Raw genomic sequence first — 22,823 nt, 5'->3', positions numbered from 1 at the left:
GGCCGCCGGGTGTGCCGGCGGCCCCGTCGGGGGAGAGGAGCGGCCGTGGAGCCCCAGTGTGTCAGCGACCTGCGGGTCCCGATGGGTGAGCTGATCCCGCCGGAGCTCAGCGCCCGCACCGGCGCCCGGCGGATCGAGGTGCGCGAGATCGAGCACGCGATCGTGGACGCCACGCCGTACGTGCGGGAGCGGCTGGAGCGCGTCGAGAGCCAGATGTTCATGCTGGAGCAGCTGGTCGGCTACGGCGACGAGCCGCTCTACGTGCGGGTCGGCTACCTGCCGATCGACGTCCCGCGCTTGTCCGCGCGGGTGACCGAGATCGATCGAGGGGCCCGCATACCGACGCTGCCCGAGGTGTTCGAGTCCCTCTACGGCGTGCCGTTCGGCGGGCACGAGACCGTGGTCGAGGCGGTGCCGTGCGAGCCGCACACGGCGCGGCTGCTGGGGGTGCCCGAGGGCGACCCGATCCTGTTGCGCGAGATGCTCACCCGAGACGCGAACGGGACGCCGTGGGAGCTGAGCTACACCCACTACCGCGGGGACATCCACACCCTCGTCAGCGAGGGGACGGCTTAGTACACCTAGGTCCGTCCCGCAGGGCTTCACTGCCGGTAGCGACACCCACGCGGTACGTTGCTCGCGAAATCATCTGCACAGAGAGGGACGACTGCCGCCGTGGCGAGCATCGAGGAAGTGCGGTCCGGGATCGCGCAGGCCAACGACCGGGCGTCGGAGAGCCTGGGGGCCCTGCAACAGGCCCAGGACTGCATCGAGCAGGCCCAGACCGCGCTGGCCCAGGTGACCGAGGGCAGCAGCCAGAGCGACGTGGAGCAGGCCAACGCCTACTTCGCCGACGCGGCCAGCAAGATCGGGGACGTCCAGCAGGCCGTGAACGCCGCGATGGAGGCCGCCGAGGGCGTCTCCGCGCGCTTGTAGTGTCCCTCGGTGAACTGCGCGCCGCACTGGACGGGATCGGTGGGCTCACCGCCGAGGCCCGTGCGCACACCCTCGTCGCCGCCGAGCGGTTGAGCGAGGCGGCGCGCATCCTGGAGGAGCTCACGGCGCGGGCGGGTACCGACCTGCCCGCCGAGCACCTGAGCCGGGCGCGCGAGGAGGTCGACGACGTGGCGGTCGCGTTGTGCGAGGCGGGAGAGCTGATCGGCGGCCTCGGGGCCGGGCTGTAGATGGCGGGACTGCCCGGTGCGCGGCGACGCGAGCGCGTCGCCGCGGCGTTCGACGCCTTCCACGCCGCCACCGCGCGCGTGCTCGGCGCGGCCGGTGGGCTGCGGGACGAGGCGGTGCGCCGCCAGGCCGTGGCGATGTTCGAGCTGTGGCTGCGCCGCGAGGGGGTCGACGGCGCGGCCCGGGACCCCGGCCTGGGGCCGGCGTTCGGCTCCCGGCTGCTCGGCCCCGTCGCCGCGCGCGCGGAGGCGGACCGCAGCGCGGCGCTGGCGGAGTGGGCCACGGACGGGCCCGGGCGGCTGCGGGACCTCCTCGCCGAGGCCGCGCCCGGGGCCGCGGGTGACCCCGGTCTGGCCTGGATGGGGGACGTGCCGCTGCCCCCGGTCGGCGGCGAGTCCCGCGGGGACGACCCGGTGCGGGGCGGCATCGAGGGCTTCCCCCGGTTGTGGCGGATCGGCGCGGGCCGGGTGGAGGGCGGCGGGGACGACGGGGGCGAGTTCCCGGTCGCGGTCCCGCTGCTGGACGAGGCCCACCTGCGCGTCGACACCACCCCGAACACCCGGGCGGACGGCGAGGCGCTGGTCGAGCGGCTGCTCATGCGGCTGCTGTCCGCCTTCCGGCCGGGGGTGTTGCGGGTGGACGTCTGGGACGGCAGCCAGTACTCGATGTTCCCCGCGATGCACCCGCTCTCGCGGACCGACCTGCTCGTGGCCCACGACCCCAACCGGCTCGACGACCTGCTCGAGGAGCTCTCGGCCCGCATCCGACGGGTGCACCAGCAGGTGCTGATCGAGGGCTACACCTCGGTGTCCGCGCACGCCGCGGCCAAGCGGCAACGCAGCGAGCCGTGGGTGGTCGTGGTGCTGGCGGGCCACCGCTCGGCGCTGCCGGACGAGCAGCAGCGGCAGCTGCAGCGCATCGCGCGCAGCGGCCTGGCCTGCGGGATCGTGCTCGTGCTGCTGGACCTGCCGATCACGGTGGCCGCGCCCGTGGAGAGCGTGCGGCTGACCGAGACCGACGTCCGCTGCTCGATGACCGGGCCCGCCGTGGAGGTGGCCCCGGACCCGCCGCTGGACCGGGCCGCCGTCACCGCGGCCTGCACCACGATCGTCAGCGCGCACGAGCGGTGGCGGGCGCTGGTGCGCCGCTTCGACGACCTGCTCCCGGCCGAACGGTGGGAGGGCGACTCCGCGCCCGGGCTGCAGACCGACATCGGCTTCAACGACGGCACGGTCGTCGAGCTGCGGCTCGACGACAGCTCCCCGCACGCGCTGATCGGCGGACCCAGCGGCTCCGGCAAGACCAACCTGCTGCTGGGCATGATCGCCTCGCTCGCCGCCCGCTACCGCCCCGACCAGCTCGCCTTCTACCTGCTCGATTTCAAGGAGGGCGTCTCCTTCGCGCAGTTCGCGCCCGGCCGCCGGGACCAGACCTGGCTGCCGCACGCGAGGCTGATCGGGATCAACGTCAACACCGACCGGGAGTTCGGGCTGGCGCTGCTGCAGTTCCTCGCGGACGAGATGCGCACCCGCTCCGAGGTCGCGAAGGCTAACGAGGTGACCAAGCTCCAGGAGCTGCGCGGGCTGCCCGACCAGGAGTGGCGGTGGCCGCGGATCGTCGCGGTGATCGACGAGTTCCAGTACCTGTTCGCCGAGAACGACGCGCTGGCCAAGCGGGCGACCAACCTGCTCGAGGACGTCGCCCGGCGTGGACGCTCGCAGGGCATCCACCTGGTCTTCGCCAGCCAGGACGTGTCCGGCATCGAGGCCTTCTGGGGCAGGCCCGCGATCTTCGAGCAGTTCGTGCTGCGCATCGCCCTGCCCCGGGCCCGCCGGGTGCTGGCCCAGCTCAACGAGGTGGCGCTGACGCTGCCCAAGTGGCACGCGGTGATCAACCACGAGTCCGGGATCCGGCACGCCAACGAGATCGCCCGGATCCCGGACGCCGGCGCCGGGTCCGCGGTGCACCAGGTCCAGAAGGAGGCCCACCGCGAGTACGCGACCACGCCGCCGCGGGTGTTCGACGGCGCGCGCTCGCCGTCCGCGGCCGCGCTCGTCGCACGCGTCTCGGCCGAGGACCCCGTCCAGGCGGTGCTCGGTCAGGTGATCGACATCGACGGCACCGCCGCGCGCGTCCGGCTGCCGGACGCGCCGGGGCGCAACGTCGCGGTGCTGGGCAGCAGCGAGGACGCCGTGCGCGTGCTCGCCGCCGCGGCGCGGTCGCTGGCCGTCACCAGCCCGCGGGCCCGGTTCCTCGTCGCCCCGCTGGTCGGGGACACCGAGACGGTGGCGGCCGCGGTGCGGCAGGGGACGTCCGACCCGGATCTGGTCACCGTCGCCCTGACCGGGTTCCGCGCCGCCGTCGAGGACCTCGCGGAGCAGGTGCGCGGCCGCGCCGCCGGCGGCGACCGCAGCCCGGTGTTCCTGCTGGTCCAGGGGGCGGACGCGGCCGATCCCCTGCTCGAGCGCAGCGGCACCGACGCGCTGCGGACCATCGTGCGGTTCGGGCCGGAGGTCGGCGTGCACGTCGTCGGCTGGTGGCGCTCGCCCATGCGGCTCAAACAGCTGCTCACCCTGTCCGCGAGCCCGGACGACGTCGGAGCCTGGATCGGGCTCGACGTCCAGGGCGCCGAGCTCGCCCCGTTCGCCTCGATGACGGCGGTCGCGTGGAGCCCCCGCGCGGGCCGCGGCCTGTTCTTCGACCGGGCCCAACACGCGCGGCCCGAGGTGGTCCTGGTCCCCGGACCGGACGAGGCGGCGCCGGGGCCGGAGGAGACGTCGTGACCGAGCAGTCGCCCGCCGAGCGCTACCGCGCGGAGACGGCCCGGATCGCCTCCGCCGCCGAGGCGCTGCGCAGGCGGGACGCGGTGCGGGCCGCGGAGCTCGAGGACCGGCTCGCGGTGCTCGACGACCGCATGGGCCGGATCGGGGAGCGGGCCGCGATGAGCGAGCTCGCGGCGCGCTCGCACTGGGAGACCGCGCTGGACGCCATGTGGTCGGAGGCGTGGATGACCGTCCGCCCCTTCCCCCGCCCCGACCCGAGCGCGGACCCACGGCGCCTGGCGGAGTACGAGCAGGAGATGTACGCGGCCCACCAGGCCCTGATGGCCCTGATCCAGCGCACCAAGTTCGGCTTCCGCCGCTGAGTTCCCGCCCCGCCGACAGACGAACGGCGCGGTCGCTCACCAGGTGTGAGCGACCGCGCCGTTCGCCTACTCGTCCTCGTCCTGGCGGGCCAGGTAGGTGGCGAGGCGTTCCACCGCGTCCTCGTAGTTCGGGTGCTCGTCGACGAAGTCCCGGAGCCGGGCGGCCAGCCACTCCACGCTGACCGCCTCGTCCCCACGCCGGGAGACCAGCTCCTCGATGCCCCTGTCGGTGAAGTACATCCGACTAGCTGAAGGCCTTGCCGATCAGCTCGCGCTGCTCGACCTCGTGCACCTTCGACGACCCCGCCGCGGGTGCCGCCATCCGGCGCCGCGAGACCCGCTTGATGCTCGCCAGCCGGTCGACCTTCTCCGGCAGCTCCAGGCCCATGTGCGGCCAGGCGCCCTGGTTCGCGGGCTCCTCCTGGACCCACCGGACGTCACCCGCGTTCGGGTACCGCTCGAGGATCTCGGTGAGCTCCGCGTCCGGCACCGGGTAGAGCTGCTCCACGCGCACGATGGCCGTGTCGGTGATCTCGTTCTTCTGCCGGTGCTGGTGCAGCTCCCAGAAGATCTTGCCGCTGCACAGCAGGACCTTCGTGACGCCCGCGGTGTCGCCGCCGGAGCGGAACTGCGGGTCGTCGATCACGGGGCGGAACCGGCTGCCCTCGGTGAAGTCCTCGACCCGCGAGACCACGGCCTTGTTCCGCAGCATCGACTTCGGGGTGAAGACGACCAGCGGGCGACGGACCCCGTCGAGCGCGTGCCTGCGCAGCAGGTGGAAGTAGTTCGCGGGCTCGCTGGGCAGCGCGACGGTCATCGAACCCTCGGCGCACAGCTGCAGGAACCGCTCGATGCGACCGGAGCTGTGGTCGGGACCCTGGCCCTCGAGGCCGTGCGGCAGCAGCAGCACGACGTCGCTCATCTGGCCCCACTTGGCCTCACCGGAGGAGATGAACTCGTCGATGATCGACTGGGCGCCGTTGACGAAGTCGCCGAACTGCGCCTCCCAGAGGACCAGCGCCTCCGGGTTCGCCACCGAGTAGCCGTACTCGAAGCCGACGGCCGCGAACTCCGACAGCGCCGAGTCGTAGGGCAGGAACCGGCCCTGGTCCTCGGAGAGGTGGCGCAGCGGGTAGTACTCCTCGCCGGTCTTGCGGTCGATGACCACCGAGTGGCGCTGCACGAAGGTGCCGCGCCGGGAGTCCTGCCCGGAGAGACGGACGAGCTTGCCGTCCATCGCCAGCGAGCCGAAGGCGAGCAGCTCGCCGAAGGCCCAGTCGATGTCGCCCTCGCGGGACATCTTCTCCCGCTTGACCAGCACCGGCTTGACCCGCTGGTGCGGGGTGAAGCCCTCGGGCAGGTCGACGTGCGCGTCCCCGATGCGGTGCAGCACCTCGAGCGGGATGGAGGTGTCGAGGTCCTTCGGGATGACCTGCTCGCTCTCGACCGAGGTCGAGACGACGGGCGGGTTCTTCTCCAGCTCGCGGACCTCGTTGAACACGTGCTCCAGCTGCGAGGAGAAGTCCTTGAGCGCGTGCTCGGCCTCCTCCATCGTGATGTCGCCGCGGCCGATCAGCGACTCGGTGTAGATCTTGCGCACCGAGCGCTTCGCGTCGATCACGTCGTACATCGCGGGCTGCGTCATCGAGGGGTCGTCCCCCTCGTTGTGGCCGCGCCTGCGGTAGCAGATCATGTCGATCACGACGTCGTTGTTCCAGCGCTCGCGGTACTCGACCGCCAGCTTGGCGACCCAGACGCAGGCCTCGGGGTCGTCCCCGTTCACGTGGAAGACCGGCGCGCCGATCATCTTCGCGACGTCCGTGCAGTACTGCGAGCTGCGGGAGTGCTCCGGGGCGGTGGTGAAGCCGACCTGGTTGTTGACGACGACGTGCACGGTGCCGCCGGTGCGGTAGCCGCGCAGCAGCGCCAGGTTCAGCGTCTCCGCGACGACGCCCTGGCCCGCGAACGCCGCGTCGCCGTGCATCATCAGCGGCAGGACGGTGAACCCGCCCTCGCCCTTGTCGAGGAGGTCCTGCTTGGCGCGGACGATGCCCTCGAGCACCGGGTCGACCGCCTCGAGGTGGCTCGGGTTCGACGCCAGCGACACGACCGTCTCGCCGTCGCCGAACATCCGGAAGTACTTGCCCTCGGCGCCCAGGTGGTACTTCACGTCGCCGGAGCCGTGCGCCTGGCCCGGGTCGAGGTTGCCCTCGAACTCGCGGAAGATCTGGCTGATCGGCTTGCCGACGATGTTCGCCAGCACGTTCAGCCTGCCGCGGTGCGGCATGCCGATGACGACCTCGTCGAGCTCGTTCTCGGCGGCCTTGTCCAGCACGGCGTCGAGCAGCGGGATGACGGTCTCGCCGCCCTCGAGGGAGAACCGCTTCTGGCCGACGTACTTGGTCTGCAGGAAGGTCTCGAACGCCTCGGCGGCGTTCAGCTTCGAGAGGATGTACTTCTGCTCGACGACGCTCGGCTTCTGGTGCGGGACCTCGATGCGCTCCTGCAGCCAGGCGCGCTGTTCCGGGTCCGCGATGTGCATGTACTCGGTGCCGACGGTGCGGCAGTAGGAGTCCCGCAGCAGGCCCAGCACGTCCCGGAGCTTCATGTGGTGCTCGCCGCCGAACCCGCCGACGGCGAAGTCCCGGTCGAGGTCCCACAGGGTGAGCCCGTGGCTGAGCACGTCCAGGTCCGGGTGCCGGCGCTGGCGGTAGTTCAGCGGGTCCGTGTCGGCCATCAGGTGGCCGCGGGTCCGGTAGGACTCGATCAGCTCGAGGACGCGCGCGGTCTTGTCGACCTCGCCCTCGGGGAAGTCCTGCACCCAGCGGATCGGCTCGTACGGCACCCGCAGCGACGTGAAGATGTCGTCGTAGAAGCCGTCGTCGCCCAGCAGCAGGCGGTGGACCCGGCGCAGGAAGTCCCCGGACTCGGCGCCCTGGATGATCCGGTGGTCGTAGGTCGAGGTCAGTGTGATGATCTTGCTGACGCCGATCTGGGCGAGCCGCTCCTCGGACGCGCCCTGGAACTCGGCCGGGTACTCCATGGCCCCGACGCCGATGATCGCGCCCTGGCCCTGCATCAGCCGCGGCACCGAGTGGTTGGTGCCGAGCGTGCCCGGGTTGGTCAGCGAGATCGTGGTGCCCTGGAAGTCCTCGGCGGTGAGCGCGCCGTTGCGGGCCTTGTGGACCATGCCCTCGTAGGCGGACCAGAACTGCGCGAACGTCATGTTCTCGCAGCCCTTGATCGACACGACGACGAGCGAGCGCGGGCCGTTCTTGCCGGGCAGGTCGATCGCGAGGCCCAGGTTGACGTGCTCGGGCGTGACGATCGTGGGCTTGCCGTCGGTCTCCGCGAAGGACTTGTTCATCCCCGGGAAGTCCGCGAGCGCCCGCACGACCGCGTAGCCGATCAGGTGCGTGAAGGAGATCTTGCCGCCGCGGGTGCGCTTGAGCTGGTTGTTGATGACGATCCGGTTGTCCGCCAGCAGCTTGGCGGGCACGGCGCGCACGCTGGTGGCCGTCGGCACGGCCAGCGAGGCGTTCATGTTCTTGACGACCGCGTTCGCGGCGCCGCGGATCGGCGCGACCTGGTCCTTGTTCTCCGCGGCCGGCTTCGCGGCGGCCTGCGAGGTGCTGCCCGCGGCGGGCTTGGCGGGCGCGGCGGCGGGCGTGCGGGTCCCGTTCGCGCGGGTCTCGGTGGCGGACGTGGTGGCGGAGCTGACGGGGGCCACGTTCTGCTTTCCAGTCTCGGCGGCGGCGGGGGTGGAACCGTTGGTGGACGACTTGGCTGCGGGTGCGGCGGGCTCGGCGGGCGCGGCGGCGGCGCGCTCGGCGGCCTGCTCGGCACCGGCCTGCTCGGCGGCCGCCTGCGCGGTCGGGCTGTCCTCGGCGGGGGCGGCGCCCGACAGCGAGCCTCCGGGTCGGTAGTCGGCGAAGAAGTCGTGCCAGGCCGGGTCGACGTCCTTCGGATCGTCGAGGAAGCGCTGATACATCTCCTCCACGAGCCATTCGTTCGGGCCGAAGTCGTTCGCCCCGAATTCGCCGGTATGGCCGGTCGTACTGCCTGTGGACACTCGCTCTCAACCGCCTTGGTTCGCCTGACGCTGCTCGATCGCCGATGACCGGGTTCCCAGGGTAGTCCTCTTCAATCGGGCGTACCCACGGTGTTCGTCGCGTATCACGTGTCCGTTTCGTTGCGCGGGCTAGAACCCGGGCGGTGAACCGATCAAGCCGACCACGGACGTGCGGACCGACGTTTCGGCGATCATGGTTCCCGCCGCCAATCCGCACGGCGAGCTCCGGCGCAGCACGTCCCGCTCCCCGGCGTACTGGCCGTCGACGGGGTCGACGAGGAGCTCGGTGCGGGTCGGCCCGGCGTCGTGCACGAGGGCATGGCAGAGGTTGCCGTCGAGGTCCTTGACCTCGTCGACGAGCGTGACGTCCGGCAGCTCGAGCAGGGCCGCGTACAGCGCGCCGCGCAGGTCGGCGGGCAGCATGCACGTGCGCAGCGCGTCCACGGCGCTGCGGAAGGGGCCGCTGTAGCTGCGCCCGGGCGGGGAGTCCTCCTCGAGCCGGGCGCGCAGGGCGCGCGGATCGCGGGGGAGCAGGGCGACGAACTCCGGCGTCGGGTTCGCCCAGCCGCCCGCGGGCCGCCGCGGCTCGAGCTCGTTCAGCTCGGCGTAGAAGTCGCCGAACGGCGCCCGGAAGCGGCCGACGGGCCAGTGGTCGGTCAGCGTGAACCCGGCGGCGACGGCGGCCTCACCGGACCCCGCCAGCCACTGCACGCGGCCGGTGAGGACCCGGTCGAGGAGCCAGTCGGACTCCTGCATCGCCGGGGTCCACTGCTGGAGCAGGTGCTCGGAGAGGTGGACGTAGCACGACGGGTCCTCCGCGGCGTCGTCCCAGAAGGTCCCCATCCACCACGCGTGCGTCGCGATGTACCGGTAGGCGTCCGCGGCGAGCGGCTCGTCCGAGGTACGTACGGGCAGATCCGGCACCACCCCATTGTGGAACGGGCTCCTCACGCGCCGTGACCGACCCCCCGGGTCATGCCGGGAGCCACTCCTTGACCTGCGACAAGACCTTCGGGGCGTCCGCGGTGACCGGAGTGACCTGCAGGTGCGTGACGCCCGCCTCGTGCAGCGCGGCGATCCGCTCCTTCACGAACCCGGGCTCGCCGACCAGCGTCACGGAGTCGATGAACTCCTGGGGCAGCGCGGCGGCGGCCTCCTCCTTGCGCCCGTCGAGGTAGAGGTCCTGCACGAGCTTCGCCTCGTCCGGCCAGCCCTGTCGCTGCATGACGGTGTTGTAGAAGTTCTTGCCGCGCGCGCCCATGCCGCCGACGTAGAGCGCGAACATCGACCGGGCGGCGTTGCGGGCGTGCTCGAACATCTCCGGCTCGAGGGCGAGGAACCCGCCGCCCGCGATCTGCAGCGGCCCCAGCGCGGGGTCCCGCTTGGCCAGGCCCGCCGCGAGCGGCCCGCCGAAGGCCTGCTGGATCCGCTCCGGGACGACGGCGTGCGGCAGCCACCCCTGGGCCAGCTCGGCGGTCATCTCGAGGTTCTTGTCGCCGAGGGCCGCGACCCAGATCGGGATGTCGCTGCGCCTCGGGTGGTTGACCAGCTTGAGCGGCTTGCCCAGCCCGGTGCCGCCGGAGAGCGGGATGTCGTAGATCCCGTGGTGGTCGACCTTCTCCCGCCGCCACACCTGTCTGCAGATCTCGATCACCTCGCGGGTGCGGGCCACGGGCTTGTCGAACGGCACGCCGTGGAACCCCTCGATCACCTGCGGGCCGGACGTGCCGATGCCCAGGATGGCCCGGCCGTTCGTCAGGGCGTCCAGCCCCGCCGCCGTCATCGCCGTCAGGGTGGGGGTGCGGGAGTAGATCGGCAGGATCCCCGAGCCGATCTCGACCCGCTCGGTGCGGGCGGCGAGGTAGCCCATCACCGAGACGGCGTCGTAGCTGTAGGCCTCGGCGACCCAGACGACGTCGAGACCCGCCTTCTCCAGCTCGACGATCCGCTCGGCCCCGCCGACCGGGTCGTCGGAGTACGGCAGCTGTGTCGAGAGCTTCATGACAGTGAGACTGTCAGATCGTTCCGCGCAGGCACAGGCCCGGTCCGGTCAGACCGTGCGGCGTTCGCGGCCGGCCCAGTACGGGGCGCGGAGGTCCTTCTTGAGGATCTTGCCGGTCGGGTTGCGCGGCAGCTCGTCCACGACGTCGATCCCCTTCGGGCACTTGAACGCGGCCAGGTGCGCGCGGCAGTGGGCGAGCACGGCCGCCTCGTCGAGGCCGCCGGGCGCCACGACGACCGCGCGGGGCACCTCGCCCCACCGCTCGTCCGGCACCCCGATCACCGCGACGTCCGTGATGCCCGGGTACTCGGCCAGCACCCGTTCGATCTCGGCCGGGTACACGTTCTCCCCGCCGCTGACGATCATGTCCTTCACCCGGTCGGTCACGTACACGTAGCCGTCCGCGTCGAGGTGGCCGCCGTCCCCGGAGCGGAGCCAGCCGTCGGGGGTGACGGCCGCCGCCGAGGCCTCCGGCTGCGTCCAGTACCCGGCCATCAGCTGCGCGGACCGCACCCAGATCTCGCCGGGCTCGCCGGTCGGCACCGGGTCCCCGGTCGCCGGGTCCCGGACCTCGATCTCGCAGCCGTGGATCGGCGTGCCCGCGCTGATCAGGCGGTGGGCGACCGACGGGTCCTCGTGGTCCGCCGGGCCGAGCGCCGACACCACGCCGCATGCCTCGGTCATGCCGTAGACCTGGTGCATCCGGCCCGGGAACAGCGGCAGGCAGGCGCGCAGGACCGGCAGCGGCATCGGCGAGGCGCCGTAGGACAGCGTGCGGATCGCCGACAGGTCCCGCTCGGCCACCCCGGGCACCTGCGCGACGCCCGCGAGCAGCGCCGGGACCAGGAACGTGTGCGTGATCCGCTCCTGCTCCAGCTGGGCGACGACCGCCGCCGGGTCCGGCACCCGCAGCATCACGATCCGGGCGCCGTGCGCGATCGCGAGCAGGGCGTAGGACGTGCCGCCGACGTGGAACAGCGGCATCGCCACCTGCACGACGGCGGTCGGGTCGACCTCGAAGCTGTGCCCCACGTTGTCCGAGTGCGCCAGCATCGCGCGGTGGGTCAGCAGGACGCCCTTCGGGAAACCCGTGGTCCCGGACGTGTAGAGCTGCACGAAGCAGTCCGCGGGATCCACCTGGGCGGGGCCCGGCTCCGGCTCGTGCGCGGCGAGCCAGGCCTCGTACTCGTCCGTCCCGACGGTGCGGCGCACGCTCGGGATCCGGTCGCCGATCGCGGCCGCCGCGGCCGCGAACTCCGGCCCGACGAGCAGGAGCGACGCGCCCGCGTCGGTGATCACGTAGACGATCTCCGGCGGCGCCAGCCGGAAGTTGACGATGGCGTTGGCGGCCCCGATCCGCGCGCACGCCAGCGTCATCTCCAGACACGACGGGTGGTTCAGGTCCAGCACCGCGACCCGGTCGCCCGGCCCGATCCCCTCGGCCCGCAGCGCCGCGGCCAGCCGCCGGACCCGCTCGTCGAGCTCGGCCCAGGTGCGGCGCACCTCGCCGAACCGCAGGGCCTCGGCCTCGGGGCGCTCCGCGGTCCAGCGGTCGAGCAGACCGGGGATGTCGGAGACGACGGGGCGTTCGGGGGACAGGGTCATGCGGAGCCTCCTCGTCGAGGTGATCGCGACCACACTATTCGGGTTCCGGACCGGACAGAAGGGCCGAACCGAGCACGCCCCCGCACCCGGCGCCGCAGGCGGGGGAGGCACGATGGGGCGCACGCGAACGAGGGAGTGGGTGTGCAGCCGGACGGCAGCGGGCGGATCCGGGTCGACGGGCTCGGCAAGACCTTCGGGGCGGTCGCGGCCGTGCGGGGGCTCAGCTTCACCGTCGAGCCCGGGGCGGTCACCGGGTTCCTGGGGCCGAACGGCTCGGGCAAGACGACCACGCTGCGGGCGATCCTCGGGCTGGTGCGGCCGACCACCGGGTCGGCGCTGGTCGAGGGGGTCCCGTACGCGCAGCTGGCGCAGCCGGGCCGCGTCGTCGGCGCGGTGCTCGAGGCCCAGGGCGTGCACCCAGGTCGCACCGCGCGCCGCCACCTGGAGGCCGTCGCCGCGGCGGTCGGGGTGAGCGACGAGCGGGTCGCGCAGGTGCTGGAGCTCGTCGGGCTCACCGACGCCGCGGACCGCCTCGCGGGCGGGTTCTCGCTCGGCATGAACCAGCGGCTCGCGCTGGCGACCGCGCTGCTCGGCGACCCGCGCATCCTGGTGCTCGATGAGCCGGGCAACGGCCTGGACCCCCAGGGCATCGCCTGGCTGCGGACGTTCCTGCGCGGCTTCGCGCGCTCGGGGCGGACCGTGCTCGTCTCGAGCCACCAACTCGCCGAGATCGGCCAGACCGTCGACCGGCTCGTGGTGGTCGACGGCGGGTCCTGCGTCTACCAGGGCGGGCTCGACGGCGTCCGCGGCCGCGCCGCCGTCCGGGTGCGGTGTGCCGACCCGGCCCGCCTCGCCGAGGCGCTCGCCGCCCGCGGGGTGCTGGAGATCGACCACCTCGCGGACGGCGAGCTGGCCGTGGCCGCCGACGCCGTGCTCGTCGGGGACACCGCGCTGGCCGCGGGGGTCGCGCTGTACGGGCTGGTCGAGGAACGGGGCGATCTGGAGCAGATGTTCCTGCGGCTCACGGGGGGTGTGGCATGACGCCGGTGCTGCGCTCGGAGGCGCTCAAGGCGCTGACCGTCCGGTCCTGGTGGACCCTCGCGCTGCCCGTGGCGGCCCTGACCATCATGATCAACATCTTCGGCGGGGTGTTCGGTGCGGCCGTCGGGAGCGGCCTCGACGAGGGGCTCCCCGGCGTGCTCCTCGCCTCGCTCGCCTACTCCCTGTCCCTGACGAGTGTGTTCGCCGCGGTGTACGGCGCGGTGTCGGCGACTGCCGAGTTCCGGCACCGGACCGTCAGCACCACCTACCTCACCGGCGGGCGGCATCCCGTGCTGCTGGCCAAGGCGGCGGTGGCCGCGGGGGTCGGGGCCGGGTACGCGCTGCTCGCGGGGGTGCTCGGGCTGTTCGCCGGGCTGCTCGGCCAGGGCGCGGCCCGGCTGCCCCCGGTCGGCCTGCTGCTCGGGGTGATCGCGTTCGGGATCGCCGTGTGCGCCGTGTGGGGGGCACTCGGCGTCGCGGTCGGCACGCTGGTGACCAACCAGGCGGGCGCCGTCGTCTCGCTGCTGGTGTACCTGCTGGTCGCCGAGAACCTGATCGCGCTGGTGCTGCGCTCCGGCGCGGACGACGACCGCGCCCCCGGCGCCGTCGCCCGGCTCTCGTCCTTCCTGCCGGGCAACGCCACCGACATCGCCCTCTACGACCTGCCCGCCCACGAGCTCGGCGGCCGCTTCGGCACGTCGCTGGTGGAGGGCCTGGCGGGCGTCTCCGGGCCGCCGCCGGGCTGGGGCGCGCTGCTCGTCCTGCTGGTCTGGGCGGGCGCGGGGACGGCGCTGGCCTGGGTCGTCGGGGACCGGCGGGACATCACCTAGCGACGGGTTCCGGGGCCGTCGGCGGCCGTGGTCAGCGTCAGCATCGTGAACCAGCCGGTGGTCCCGGCCGTGGCCGGTCGCTCAAACCCGTCGGTGCGCGGGCGTACGTTGGGTCGGTGCCCGACGCTCCCCCCACCCGCTCCTGGATCCGCCGCCTCACCCGCGAGTGTCTGACGCACCGGGGCGTGGCGATCGGCGCGTTGGTCGCCTCGGTGCTGGGGGTCAGTCTCGACGCGCTGGGTCCGCTGCTCACCCGCGCCGCGGTGGACGACGCCGTGGCCGGCGTCACCGACACCCTGACCGTGATCGTCGGGGCGTTCCTCGGCCTCGCCGTGATCCGGTTCGGGGCGTCCTTCCTGCGCCGCTACCTCGCGGGCAGGCTGGCCCTGGACGTGCAGCACGACCTGCGGCGGCAGGTCTTCACCGCCGTGCAGCGGCTCGACGGGCGGCGCCAGGACGCGTTGCGCACCGGCCAGGTCGCCTCCCGGGCCATCACCGACCTGCAGCTCGTGCAGTCCCTGCTGTCGATGGTCCCGCTGACCGCGGGCACGATCGCGCTGGTCGTCGCCTCCGTGGCCGCGATGCTGTGGCTCTCGCCGCTGCTCACCGTGATCTCGCTGGTCATGCTGCCGCTCGCGGCGTACATCACCAGCCGCACCCGCCGGTCGCTGTTCCCCGCCACCTGGTCCGCCCAGCAGCGGGCGGCGGACGTGGCGCAGCAGGTCGAGGAGACCGTCACCGGCGTGCGCGTGGTGAAGGGCTTCGGGCAGGAGAACCGCGAGGTCGCCACGCTGGAGGGCCTGGCGCGGCGGCTGTTCGGCGAGCGCCTGCGCGCGGCGCGGATGACCGCCCGGCTCAACCCGGTGCTGCTCGCGCTGCCCACGCTCGGGCAGGTCGCGGTGATCGGCGCGGGCGGGTACATGGCGATGACCGGGTCGATCACGCTGGGCACGTTCCTGGCGTTCACGACCTACGTCGCCCAGCTCGTGGGGCCCGCCCGCCTGGTGGGCTCGCTGGTGGTGTCCGCGCAGCTCGCGCGGGCCGGCGTCGAGCGGGTGTACGACCTGGTGGACGCGGAGTCGGAGGTCCGGGACCCGGCCGCGCCCCGGGCCCTGCCGGAGGGCCCGCTCGCCGTGGAGCTCGACGGGGTGCGGTTCGGGTACGAGCCCGGCCGCCCGGTGCTCGACGGCGTGTCGCTGCGCGCCGAGCCCGGGGAGACCCTGGCGATCGTCGGCACCGCGGGCTCGGGCAAGTCCACCGCGGCGCAGCTCGTCCCGCGCTTCTACGACCCCTGGGACGGGGCCGTGCGGATCGGCGGCGTGGACGTGCGGGAGCTGCGGCTGCACGACCTGCGCTCCGAGCTGGGGGTGGTGTTCGAGGAGGCGTTCCTGTTCTCCGACACCATCCGGGGCAACATCGCCTACGGCAGGCCGGACGCCACCGAGGACGAGATCCGCGCCGCCGCCGAGGCCGCGCAGGTGGCGTCGTTCGTCGAGGCGCTGCCCGCCGGCTACGAGACCGAGGTCGGCGAGCGCGGGCTCACCCTGTCCGGCGGGCAGCGGCAGCGGATCGCCCTGGCCAGGGCCCTGCTGACCGATCCGCGGGTGCTCGTCCTGGACGACGCGACCTCGGCCGTGGACACCGCCACCGAGGCCGCGATCCACGAGGCCCTGCACACGCTCGTGCGGGGGCGCACCACGATCCTCGTCGCCCACCGGCCTTCCACCATCGCCCTCGCCGACCGGGTGGCGGTGCTCGACGGGGGCCGGCTCGTGGACGTCGGGACCGAGGCGGAGCTGCAGCGCCGCTGTCCGCTGTTCCGCGAGCTGCTCGCCACGGCCGGGACCCGCGAGCCCGTCGCGCCGCCGAGCGCGGGCCCCGCGGCGGATCCGCTCCCCGCGGCGGCGCCCGCCGTCGCCGTGCCCGCGGACGGGATCACCGCCGAGCTGTGGCCGCAGGAGTCCGGGGAGTCCGGGGCATCCGCGGCCGCCGTCGAGTCCGATCGGGCGCTGCGCACCGCCGCCGCCCAGGCGGGCGCGCCGGGGGGAGCGCCGTCGGGCCGCACCGGCCCGGGCGCGAGCGGGATGGTCGGCGGGATCGCGGCCACGCCTGCGCTCCTCGCGGCCGTCGCCGCGCTGCGGCCCGCCCGGGACACCCCGCAGCTCGGGGACGTCGACCCGGTGGCGCCGGACCCCGCGTTCCGGCTGGCCACGCTGCTGCGGCCGGTCCGGTGGACCCTCGCGCTGGGCATGGTCCTCGTCGCGCTCGACGCGCTGGCGACCCTCGCGTTCCCGACCGTCGCCCGCTACGCCGTGGACGGCGGGATCACCGCCGGGGTGTCGCAGGTGCTGCTGATCGCGACCCTCGCCGGGGTCGGCATCGTGCTGGCGGACGCCCTGGTCGTCGGGTTCCAGACGATCGTCACCGCGCGCGCCGGGGAGAGCCTGCTCTACCTGCTGCGGATCCGCAGCTATGCGCACCTGCAGCGGCTCGGGCTGGACTACTACGAGCGCGAGCTGTCCGGCCGGATCATGACCCGGATGACCACGGACGTGGACGCGCTGTCCACGTTCCTGCAGACCGGGCTCGCCCAGGCCGTGGTCAGCCTGCTGACGGTCGGCGGCGTGGCGGTGGCGCTGCTGGTCACCGATCCCGAGCTCGCCCTGGTGGCGCTCGCGGTGCTGCCGGTGCTGCTGGCCGCGACCGTGGTCTTCCGGCGCAAGTCCTCGCGGGCCTACGCCGAGGCCCGCGAACGGGTCAGCATCGTGAACGCGGACATGCAGGAGAACGTCACCGGCGTCCGCGTGGCGCAGGCGTTCGTGCGCGAGGAGCGCAGCGCCGCGGCGTTCACCGCCCGCAGCGACGCCTACCGCCGCACCCGCATCCGGGCGCAGGGCTACATCGCCACGTACTTCCCGGGCGTCGCCTTCCTCAGCGACATCGCGCAGGCCGCGGTGCTCGGCGTCGGGGCCGCCCGGGTGGCGGGCGGCGACCTGACCCCCGGCGTGCTGACCGCGTTCCTGCTGTACCTGGGCCTGTTCTTCGCACCCGTGCAGCAGCTGTCCCAGGTGTTCGACGGCTACCAGCAGGCCCGGATCGGCCTGCTGCGCATCTCGGACCTGCTCCGCACGCCGAGCTCGATCCGCGAGGACCCGACCGTCCCGGCGCCGGCGCGGCTGCGCGGCGCGGTCGAGCTGCGGGAGGTCACGTTCCAGTACCCCGGCGTGGAGGAGCCCGCTCTGGCGGACGTGTCGCTGTCGGTGCGCCCGGGGGAGACCGTCGCCCTGGTCGGGGCCACGGGGGCGGGCAAGTCCACGCTGGTCAAGCTGCTCGCCCGGTTCTACGACGTGGGCTCCGGGTCGTTGCTGGTCGACGGGGTGGACGTGCGGGACTACCCCTTGGAGGGCTACCGGCGCCGGCTCGGGTTCGTGCCCCAGGAACCGCACCTGTTCACCGGGGACGTCGCGGCCAACATCGCCTACGGGCGGCCCTCCGCCGCGCCCGCGGAGATCGAGGCGGCGGCGCGTGCGGTCGGCGCGTTGGAGCTGGTCCGGACCCTGCCGAACGGGTTCCGCCAGCCCGTCGGCGAGCGCGGGCAGGGGCTCTCGGCCGGGCAGCGCCAGCTGGTCGCCCTGGCCCGCGCCGAGCTCGTCGACCCGGACGTGCTGATCTTCGACGAGGCCACCGCCGCGCTGGACCCGGCCACCGAGGCGGCCGTGCTGGCCGCGGGGGACCGGCTCACCGCCCGTCGCACGGCGTTCGTGGTGGCCCACCGGCTCGCCACGGCCGCCGCCGCGGACCGGATCGTCGTGTTGCACCGGGGCCGGGTCGTCGAGGAGGGGCCGCACGCCGAGCTGCTCGCGGCGGACGGGCGGTACGCCGCGCTGTGGCGGGCCGGCGAGCTCGAACCGGTCGCCGACGCGGAGGTCGAGGACGGCTCCACGGTGCGTTCCGCCTGATCCCTGCCCGGAATCGGGCAGCGATTCGGAAAATCCGCGGTCTCATGGCACAGTTCTCCCCGTGCCGCAGCATGCCGAGCTGGTCGAGTACCTGACCGGTACCACCTCGCTCAGCCCGGGGGAGGCCGCCCGCGTGGTCGACGAGGTGCTCACGTACTTCGGCGAGTCCACCGAGGCGTTCGTCCGCAGGCGGCACGCCGAGCTCCGCACGCGCGGGCTCCACAACGACCGGATCTTCGACCGGATCGGCGCCGAGCTGGCGGCGCGCCGGGTGGCGCCCCCCGCGCTGTCCGCGCGCCAGCTCCGGCGCCTCGTCTACGGATAGGAGTGCCATGTGCGGCATCGTGGGGTATGTCGGCAGCGCTGATGCGGCGCCCATCCTGATCGAGGGCCTCAACCGGCTCGAGTACCGCGGGTACGACTCCGCGGGCGTGGCGGTGATCGACCGCGGCCGGCTGAAGCTGTGCAAGGTCAGCGGGCGGGTCGCGGACCTGCAGGAGGAGCTGCCCGCGCGGTTCAAGGGCTCGGTCGGGATCGGGCACACCCGGTGGGCCACCCACGGCGAGCCCACCGTCGCGAACGCCCACCCGCACGTCGACGGGGCAGGCCGGATCGCCGTCGTGCACAACGGGATCATCGAGAACGCCGAGGAGCTGCGCGCCAAGCTGCAGGCGGACGGCGTGGAGTTCACCTCGCAGACCGACACCGAGACCGTCGCGCACCTCGTCGCCGCCGCGCTCGCGGGCGGCGCCGAGGACCTCGAGCAGGCCGTCCGGCAGGCGCTGCGGCAGGTCGTGGGGGCCTACGGGATCGCGGTCGTCGACACGGAGAACCCGGACCGGATCGTCGTGGCCCGCAACGGCTCCCCGGTGCTGCTCGGCGTGGGGGAGCGGGAGATGTTCGTCGCGTCGGACGTCGCGGCGCTCGTCGGCTACACCCGCCAGGTCGTCTACCTCGACGACGGCGAGCTGGCCACCATCACCGCGGGCGGCTACCGCACCTTCACCCTCGACGCGCGCACCACCGCCAAGTCGGTCTCCGAGGTCGACTGGGACGTCGTCGGCGCCGAGATCGGCGACCACGCGCACTTCCTGATCAAGGAGATCGGCGAGCAGCCGCGGTCCATCGAGCGCACCCTGCGCGGCCGGATCGACGAGCGCTTCAACACCGCCCACCTCGGCGGGCTCAACCTCTCCGTGCGGGAGGCCCGCGAGTTCCGTCGGGTGAAGATCCTCGGCTGCGGCTCGGCCTGCTACGCCGGTGACCTCGGCGCCCAGCTCATCGAGGACCTGGCCCGGATGCCGGCCACCTCGGAGTCGGCGAGTGAGTTCCGCTACCGCAACCCGGTCGTCGAGCCGGACACCCTCTACGTCGCGGTGTCCCAGTCCGGCGAGACCGTCGACACCCTCGCCGCGGTGCAGGAGCTGCAGCGCAAGGGCGGGCGGGTGATCGGGATCGTCAACGTGGTGGGCTCGACGATCGCCCGCGCCGTCGACGGCGGCATCTACATCCACGCGGGCGCGGAGATGTCCGTGGCCGCCACCAAGTCCTTCACCTCCACGGTGGCCGCCTTCGCGCTGCTCGCGGTGCACCTGGGCCGGATGCGGGACCTCGCCCCGACGGAGGGCAGGCGCATCCTCGACGGTCTCGCGGCGCTCCCGGGGCAGATCGAGGAGATCCTCGACGCGGAGAAGCGGGACGGGACCATCGAGGCCGTCGCGCAGGAGATCGCGCGGCGCAACTCGGTGCTGTTCATCGGGCGCAGGCGCGGGTGGCCGGTCGCGAAGGAGGGCGCGCAGAAGTTCAAGGAGGTCTCCTACGTGCACGCGGAGGCCTACGCGTCCGCCGAGCTCAAGCACGGGCCGCTGGCCCTGGTCAGCCCCGAGCTGCCGACCGTGGCCTGCGTGCCGGACGACGACCTGTTCGACAAGAACACCTCGACGCTCGCCGAGATCAGGGCCCGCCGCGGCCCGGTGGTCGCGCTGGCCCACCGCCCGCTGCCCGAGGACCTGGCCGACCGCACGATCGTCGTCCCGCGCAGCGAGCCGGAGCTGGACAGCATCCTGATGAGCGTCCCCCTGCAGCTCCTGGCCTACCACGCCGCAGTGGCCCTCGAACGGGACGTCGACCGCCCCAGGAACCTGGCGAAGTCGGTCACGGTCGAATAGCACTATGGAACCTTGATGCGCGGTGAAGCGCTTTCCTTTCGCATCAAGGTTCCATAGTGCTGAGGGCGCCGCGGATCTCCGCGACCATGCGGGCGGGGTTGCGGAGGAGAGCCGCCGTGACGAAGACGACCCGCCACCCCGCCGCCTGGACGCGGTTCAGACGTTCCCGGTCCTTGTTCAACGCCCAGATCTGATTGTCGCGCCACGCTCCGTCGTACTCGACAGCGACCTTGCGCGCGGGGAACGCGAGGTCGACGAGTGCGATCCGCTCGCCTCCGACCTCGATCCAATACTGGGCCACCGGGTCGAGGCCTGCCAGGACGAGATGGACCCGCACCTTCGACTCCGGTACGGAGTCGGCGACGCCCGTGGCCAGTTGCTCGGCCTGCCGAGCCACCACGATCCCGTTGTCGTGACGCGCGCGGAGCGCTGCGGCCAGCTCGGCACGGTCGACGAGACCGCATCGGAGCACCTGGTCGAGGTCGGCGGTCGAGTCGGGCAACGGGCGGCCGAGGAGCAGGTCCAGGCCCATACGCAGCGGCGAGGCGATCAATCCGCCACCCCACGGCGCAGAGTCCTCCGCCCGCAGCTCGGTCCGTCTCAGGAGGACACCGCTTCGGCGACCGATCCGGAGCGTCAACGGCGCCACGACGTCCACCGGATCGTCTCGCCAGGCGACCGGGGCCCCGCGCACGCTCGCGGCCGACCGTCCCGTGATCACCGCCCCCGCTGGAAGGGCCAGTGCGGCCGCCCGGGCCCTCAGCTCGTGGGTGACGGGAATGCCGGACCAGGTGTAGACGTCACGGAACAGGCGTTGAACCCGGGGCCCACGGAGGTCGTTGCGGCTCAGATAGCCGTGCGTCACGGCCTCGGAACCGCGAAACAGTTCGAGATGGGCGATGCCGGCGACGGACGAGGATCTCATGCCGCCATCGTGCGACACCCCTCCCCGAGGCCAGGCGGTCAAGGGCCCGGGAGGCCGAATCCATCCACACGAACCCCGGCCCATCCACAGCCCGAAACCCACCGCACTATGGAACCTTGTTGCTGAATTGACGCGCTTACCCGCGCATTAAGGTTCCATAATGCATTTGGGGCGGGGGCCGGCCAGCCATTCTGTCGTCGGGGTCTGTAGGGCGGTGGTCATCGGGACGTGCTCGGTGCCGACGTAGATCTCGCGCGGGCCCGCGGTGCTCCAGCCGAGGCGGTGGAAGAAGCGCTCGTTGGCCACCTGCACGTGGGCGTGCATGCGGGTGCCGTCGTGGGCGCCCGCGGTCGCCACCGCGAACCGCACCAGCGGGCCGCCGATCGCGGCGGAGCGGAACTCCGGCAGCACCGCCAGGCGGTCGCCCATCCATTCGCCGTCGCCGAGCGGGTAGAGCCGGACCGTGCCCGCGGGGCGGCCGAGGTGGGTGGCCAGCACGTGGACGACGTCGTCCCGGGCGTCGTGCGCGTCGACGTCCGTGCCCCCGTTGTCCCCGAACAGGCCCTGCTCCTCGACGAACACCGCGTGGCGGATCGCGTGGTGCGCGGCCCGGACGTCCGGGCGGCGGGCCGGGCGGACCAGCACCGGGTCCACCCCCACCAGCACGCTCACCGGTGCGACGGGCCGGATCCGGGTCGCCCGCTCGGGGACGACCGCGGTCACTTCCGCATGCCGATCTGGAAGACGCCCGGGGTGCCGCCGCCGGACCCGCACGGCGTGGCCCCGCCGGACTGCTGTACCAGGTTCAGCGACGAGCAGGCCTGGCAGCGCGCGCACCCGGCGACCGCGGTGTCGGCGCCGAGCCCCTTGGCCTCGAGGAAACCGGCCACGCGCCGGTAGATCGGCTCGGTGTACTCCCGGGACGGCGCGGGCACGTCCGCCATCAGCGACCCCGCCACGGGCCGCAGCGGCACCACGAACGGGTACACCCCGATGTCCACCGCGCGCCGGCACATCTCGACGGTGAGCTCGGGGTCCTCGCCCATCCCGAGGATCACGTACGTCGACACCCGGCCCTCGCCGAACAGCGACACGGCCCGCTCCCAGGCGCGGAAGTACGTGTCGATCCCGGTGCGGAACTTGCCCGGGGCGACGCGCGCCAGCACCTGCGGGTCGAACGTCTCGATGTGGATCCCGACGGAGTCGACGCCCATGTCGTGGACCTGGTCGATCACGTCCAGGTCCCGTGGCGGCTCGAACTGCACCTCCACCGGCAGACCCGCGGCCTCCTTCACCGCCTGCCCGCAGCGCGCCACGTACAGCGCCCCGCGGTCCGGCGCGACCGAGGACCCGGTGGTCAGCGTGGCGTCGACGGCGCCGTCGAGGTCGCGGGCGGCCACGGCCACCTCGGCCAGCATCTCGGGGGTCTTCTTCGCGATCGTCGAGCCCGCGGCGAGCGAGAGCCCGATCCCGCAGAAGCCGCACTGGTCGGAGTTGCCCCAGTAGTTGCAGGCCTGGACCACGGTCGAGGCGAGCGAGTCCAGGTGCAGCAGCGCGATCTTGTGGTACGGCACACCGTCCGCGGTCTCGAGGTCGTAGAACCGCGGCCGCTTGGTGCCGGACACCGAGGCGACCTTCACCCCGTCGCGGTAGACCCCCTGGCCGTCGTCCTCGGCGCGCAGCGCGTACGGCGACGTCGGGTTCGGCGGCACCGTGACCGGCACGCCGTCGATCCAGAGGAACCCGGAGTCCGACGGCCCGGCCCCGCCCTTGCGTCCCGTCTCCAGCTCGGTCTCGATCCGCAGGCCCACCGCCTGCAGATCCATGATCAGCTCGGCGGTCTGCGTCGACGTCCGGTCGTCCACCACGGTCATGCGTGGGCTCCTCCACTATC

Annotated in this window: 18 protein-coding genes; 10 read left to right on the top strand and 8 right to left on the bottom strand. The window is 73.2% G+C overall.

Annotation, left to right across the window (positions count from 1 at the left end; all coding sequences use genetic code 11):
• Positions 1-45 precede the first annotated feature (45 nt).
• The 5 genes from L3X23_RS16910 (at position 46) to L3X23_RS16890 (ending at position 4,327) form a co-directional block, all read left to right on the top strand.
• Positions 46-576 carry a UTRA domain-containing protein gene (locus tag L3X23_RS16910; RefSeq protein ID WP_237193091.1) on the top strand — a complete coding sequence of 177 codons (531 nt, stop codon included), beginning with the start codon at positions 46-48 and terminating at the stop codon, positions 574-576.
• 99 nt (positions 577-675) lie between these two features.
• On the top strand, positions 676-936 hold the full coding sequence (locus L3X23_RS16905; protein WP_093082274.1) for a hypothetical protein: 261 nt from the start codon (positions 676-678) through the stop codon (positions 934-936).
• Entirely contained in the window at positions 936-1,184 is a 249-nt protein-coding gene (locus L3X23_RS16900) for a hypothetical protein (protein WP_237193090.1), read from the top strand. Before L3X23_RS16905 ends, L3X23_RS16900 begins: the two co-directional genes overlap by 1 nt.
• Positions 1,185-3,965 (top strand): FtsK/SpoIIIE domain-containing protein, encoded by a 2,781-nt coding sequence (locus L3X23_RS16895; protein ID WP_237193089.1) that lies wholly within the window; start codon positions 1,185-1,187, stop codon positions 3,963-3,965.
• Positions 3,962-4,327 (top strand): hypothetical protein, encoded by a 366-nt coding sequence (locus tag L3X23_RS16890; RefSeq protein ID WP_093082260.1) that lies wholly within the window; start codon positions 3,962-3,964, stop codon positions 4,325-4,327. The genes L3X23_RS16895 and L3X23_RS16890 overlap by 4 nt, the downstream gene beginning before the upstream one ends.
• 66 nt (positions 4,328-4,393) lie before the next feature.
• Here the strand turns inward: L3X23_RS16890 and L3X23_RS16885 are convergent, their stop codons facing one another.
• The 5 genes from L3X23_RS16885 to L3X23_RS16865 all read right to left on the bottom strand — a co-directional run bounded on the left by L3X23_RS16885 (position 4,394) and on the right by L3X23_RS16865 (position 12,006).
• A complete protein-coding gene (locus tag L3X23_RS16885; protein WP_237193088.1) occupies positions 4,394-4,567 on the bottom strand; it encodes a DUF6104 family protein in 174 nt (57 codons plus the stop codon).
• A gap of 4 nt (positions 4,568-4,571) precedes the next feature.
• A complete protein-coding gene (locus tag L3X23_RS16880; protein ID WP_237198051.1) occupies positions 4,572-8,318 on the bottom strand; it encodes a multifunctional oxoglutarate decarboxylase/oxoglutarate dehydrogenase thiamine pyrophosphate-binding subunit/dihydrolipoyllysine-residue succinyltransferase subunit in 3,747 nt (1,248 codons plus the stop codon).
• 210 nt (positions 8,319-8,528) lie between these two features.
• Complete coding sequence (locus L3X23_RS16875) at positions 8,529-9,323, bottom strand: hypothetical protein (RefSeq protein ID WP_237193087.1); 795 nt, start codon at positions 9,321-9,323, stop codon at positions 8,529-8,531.
• Positions 9,324-9,372: 49 nt separating this feature from the next.
• Positions 9,373-10,401, bottom strand: coding sequence for an LLM class F420-dependent oxidoreductase (locus tag L3X23_RS16870; protein ID WP_237193086.1), 1,029 nt, complete (start codon positions 10,399-10,401; stop codon positions 9,373-9,375).
• A 48-nt stretch (positions 10,402-10,449) separates the two neighbouring features.
• A complete protein-coding gene (locus tag L3X23_RS16865) occupies positions 10,450-12,006 on the bottom strand; it encodes a long-chain-fatty-acid--CoA ligase (protein ID WP_237193085.1) in 1,557 nt (518 codons plus the stop codon).
• Between the two features lie 141 nt (positions 12,007-12,147).
• Here L3X23_RS16865 and L3X23_RS16860 point away from each other — a divergent pair, with 141 nt between their 5' ends.
• The 5 genes from L3X23_RS16860 to glmS all read left to right on the top strand — a co-directional run bounded on the left by L3X23_RS16860 (position 12,148) and on the right by glmS (position 20,004).
• The gene (locus L3X23_RS16860; protein WP_237193084.1) at positions 12,148-13,047 is read left to right on the top strand and encodes an ATP-binding cassette domain-containing protein; all 900 of its coding nucleotides are present in this window, start codon (positions 12,148-12,150) and stop codon (positions 13,045-13,047) included.
• On the top strand, positions 13,044-13,877 hold the full coding sequence (locus L3X23_RS16855) for a hypothetical protein (protein WP_237193083.1): 834 nt from the start codon (positions 13,044-13,046) through the stop codon (positions 13,875-13,877). The genes L3X23_RS16860 and L3X23_RS16855 overlap by 4 nt, the downstream gene beginning before the upstream one ends.
• A gap of 116 nt (positions 13,878-13,993) precedes the next feature.
• The gene (locus tag L3X23_RS16850) at positions 13,994-17,836 is read left to right on the top strand and encodes an ABC transporter ATP-binding protein (RefSeq protein ID WP_237193082.1); all 3,843 of its coding nucleotides are present in this window, start codon (positions 13,994-13,996) and stop codon (positions 17,834-17,836) included.
• 61 nt (positions 17,837-17,897) lie between these two features.
• Entirely contained in the window at positions 17,898-18,161 is a 264-nt protein-coding gene (locus L3X23_RS16845; protein ID WP_237193081.1) for a hypothetical protein, read from the top strand.
• Between the two features lie 7 nt (positions 18,162-18,168).
• Positions 18,169-20,004 (top strand): glutamine--fructose-6-phosphate transaminase (isomerizing), encoded by a 1,836-nt coding sequence (gene glmS / locus L3X23_RS16840; protein WP_237193080.1) that lies wholly within the window; start codon positions 18,169-18,171, stop codon positions 20,002-20,004.
• A 43-nt stretch (positions 20,005-20,047) separates the two neighbouring features.
• On the opposite strand, the gene L3X23_RS16835 is transcribed toward glmS, so the two are convergent.
• Genes L3X23_RS16835 through L3X23_RS16825 form a run of 3 tightly spaced genes read right to left on the bottom strand, consistent with a single transcriptional unit; the run spans position 20,048 to position 22,803 of the window.
• Positions 20,048-21,031, bottom strand: coding sequence for an endonuclease domain-containing protein (locus L3X23_RS16835; RefSeq protein ID WP_237193079.1), 984 nt, complete (start codon positions 21,029-21,031; stop codon positions 20,048-20,050).
• Between the two features lie 45 nt (positions 21,032-21,076).
• On the bottom strand, positions 21,077-21,652 hold the full coding sequence (locus L3X23_RS16830) for an MSMEG_0567/Sll0786 family nitrogen starvation N-acetyltransferase (protein ID WP_237193078.1): 576 nt from the start codon (positions 21,650-21,652) through the stop codon (positions 21,077-21,079).
• Positions 21,649-22,803: an MSMEG_0568 family radical SAM protein gene (locus tag L3X23_RS16825; RefSeq protein WP_093082219.1), complete on the bottom strand. Its 1,155-nt coding sequence runs from the start codon at positions 22,801-22,803 to the stop codon at positions 21,649-21,651. Before L3X23_RS16825 ends, L3X23_RS16830 begins: the two co-directional genes overlap by 4 nt.
• Positions 22,804-22,823: the final 20 nt, after the last annotated feature.

Source organism: Pseudonocardia sp. WMMC193, assembly GCF_021728735.1.
Lineage (GTDB): Bacteria > Actinomycetota > Actinomycetes > Mycobacteriales > Pseudonocardiaceae > Pseudonocardia > Pseudonocardia oroxyli.
Note: the sequence above shows the minus strand (reverse complement) of the source record. Positions and strands in the feature narration are given on the sequence as shown.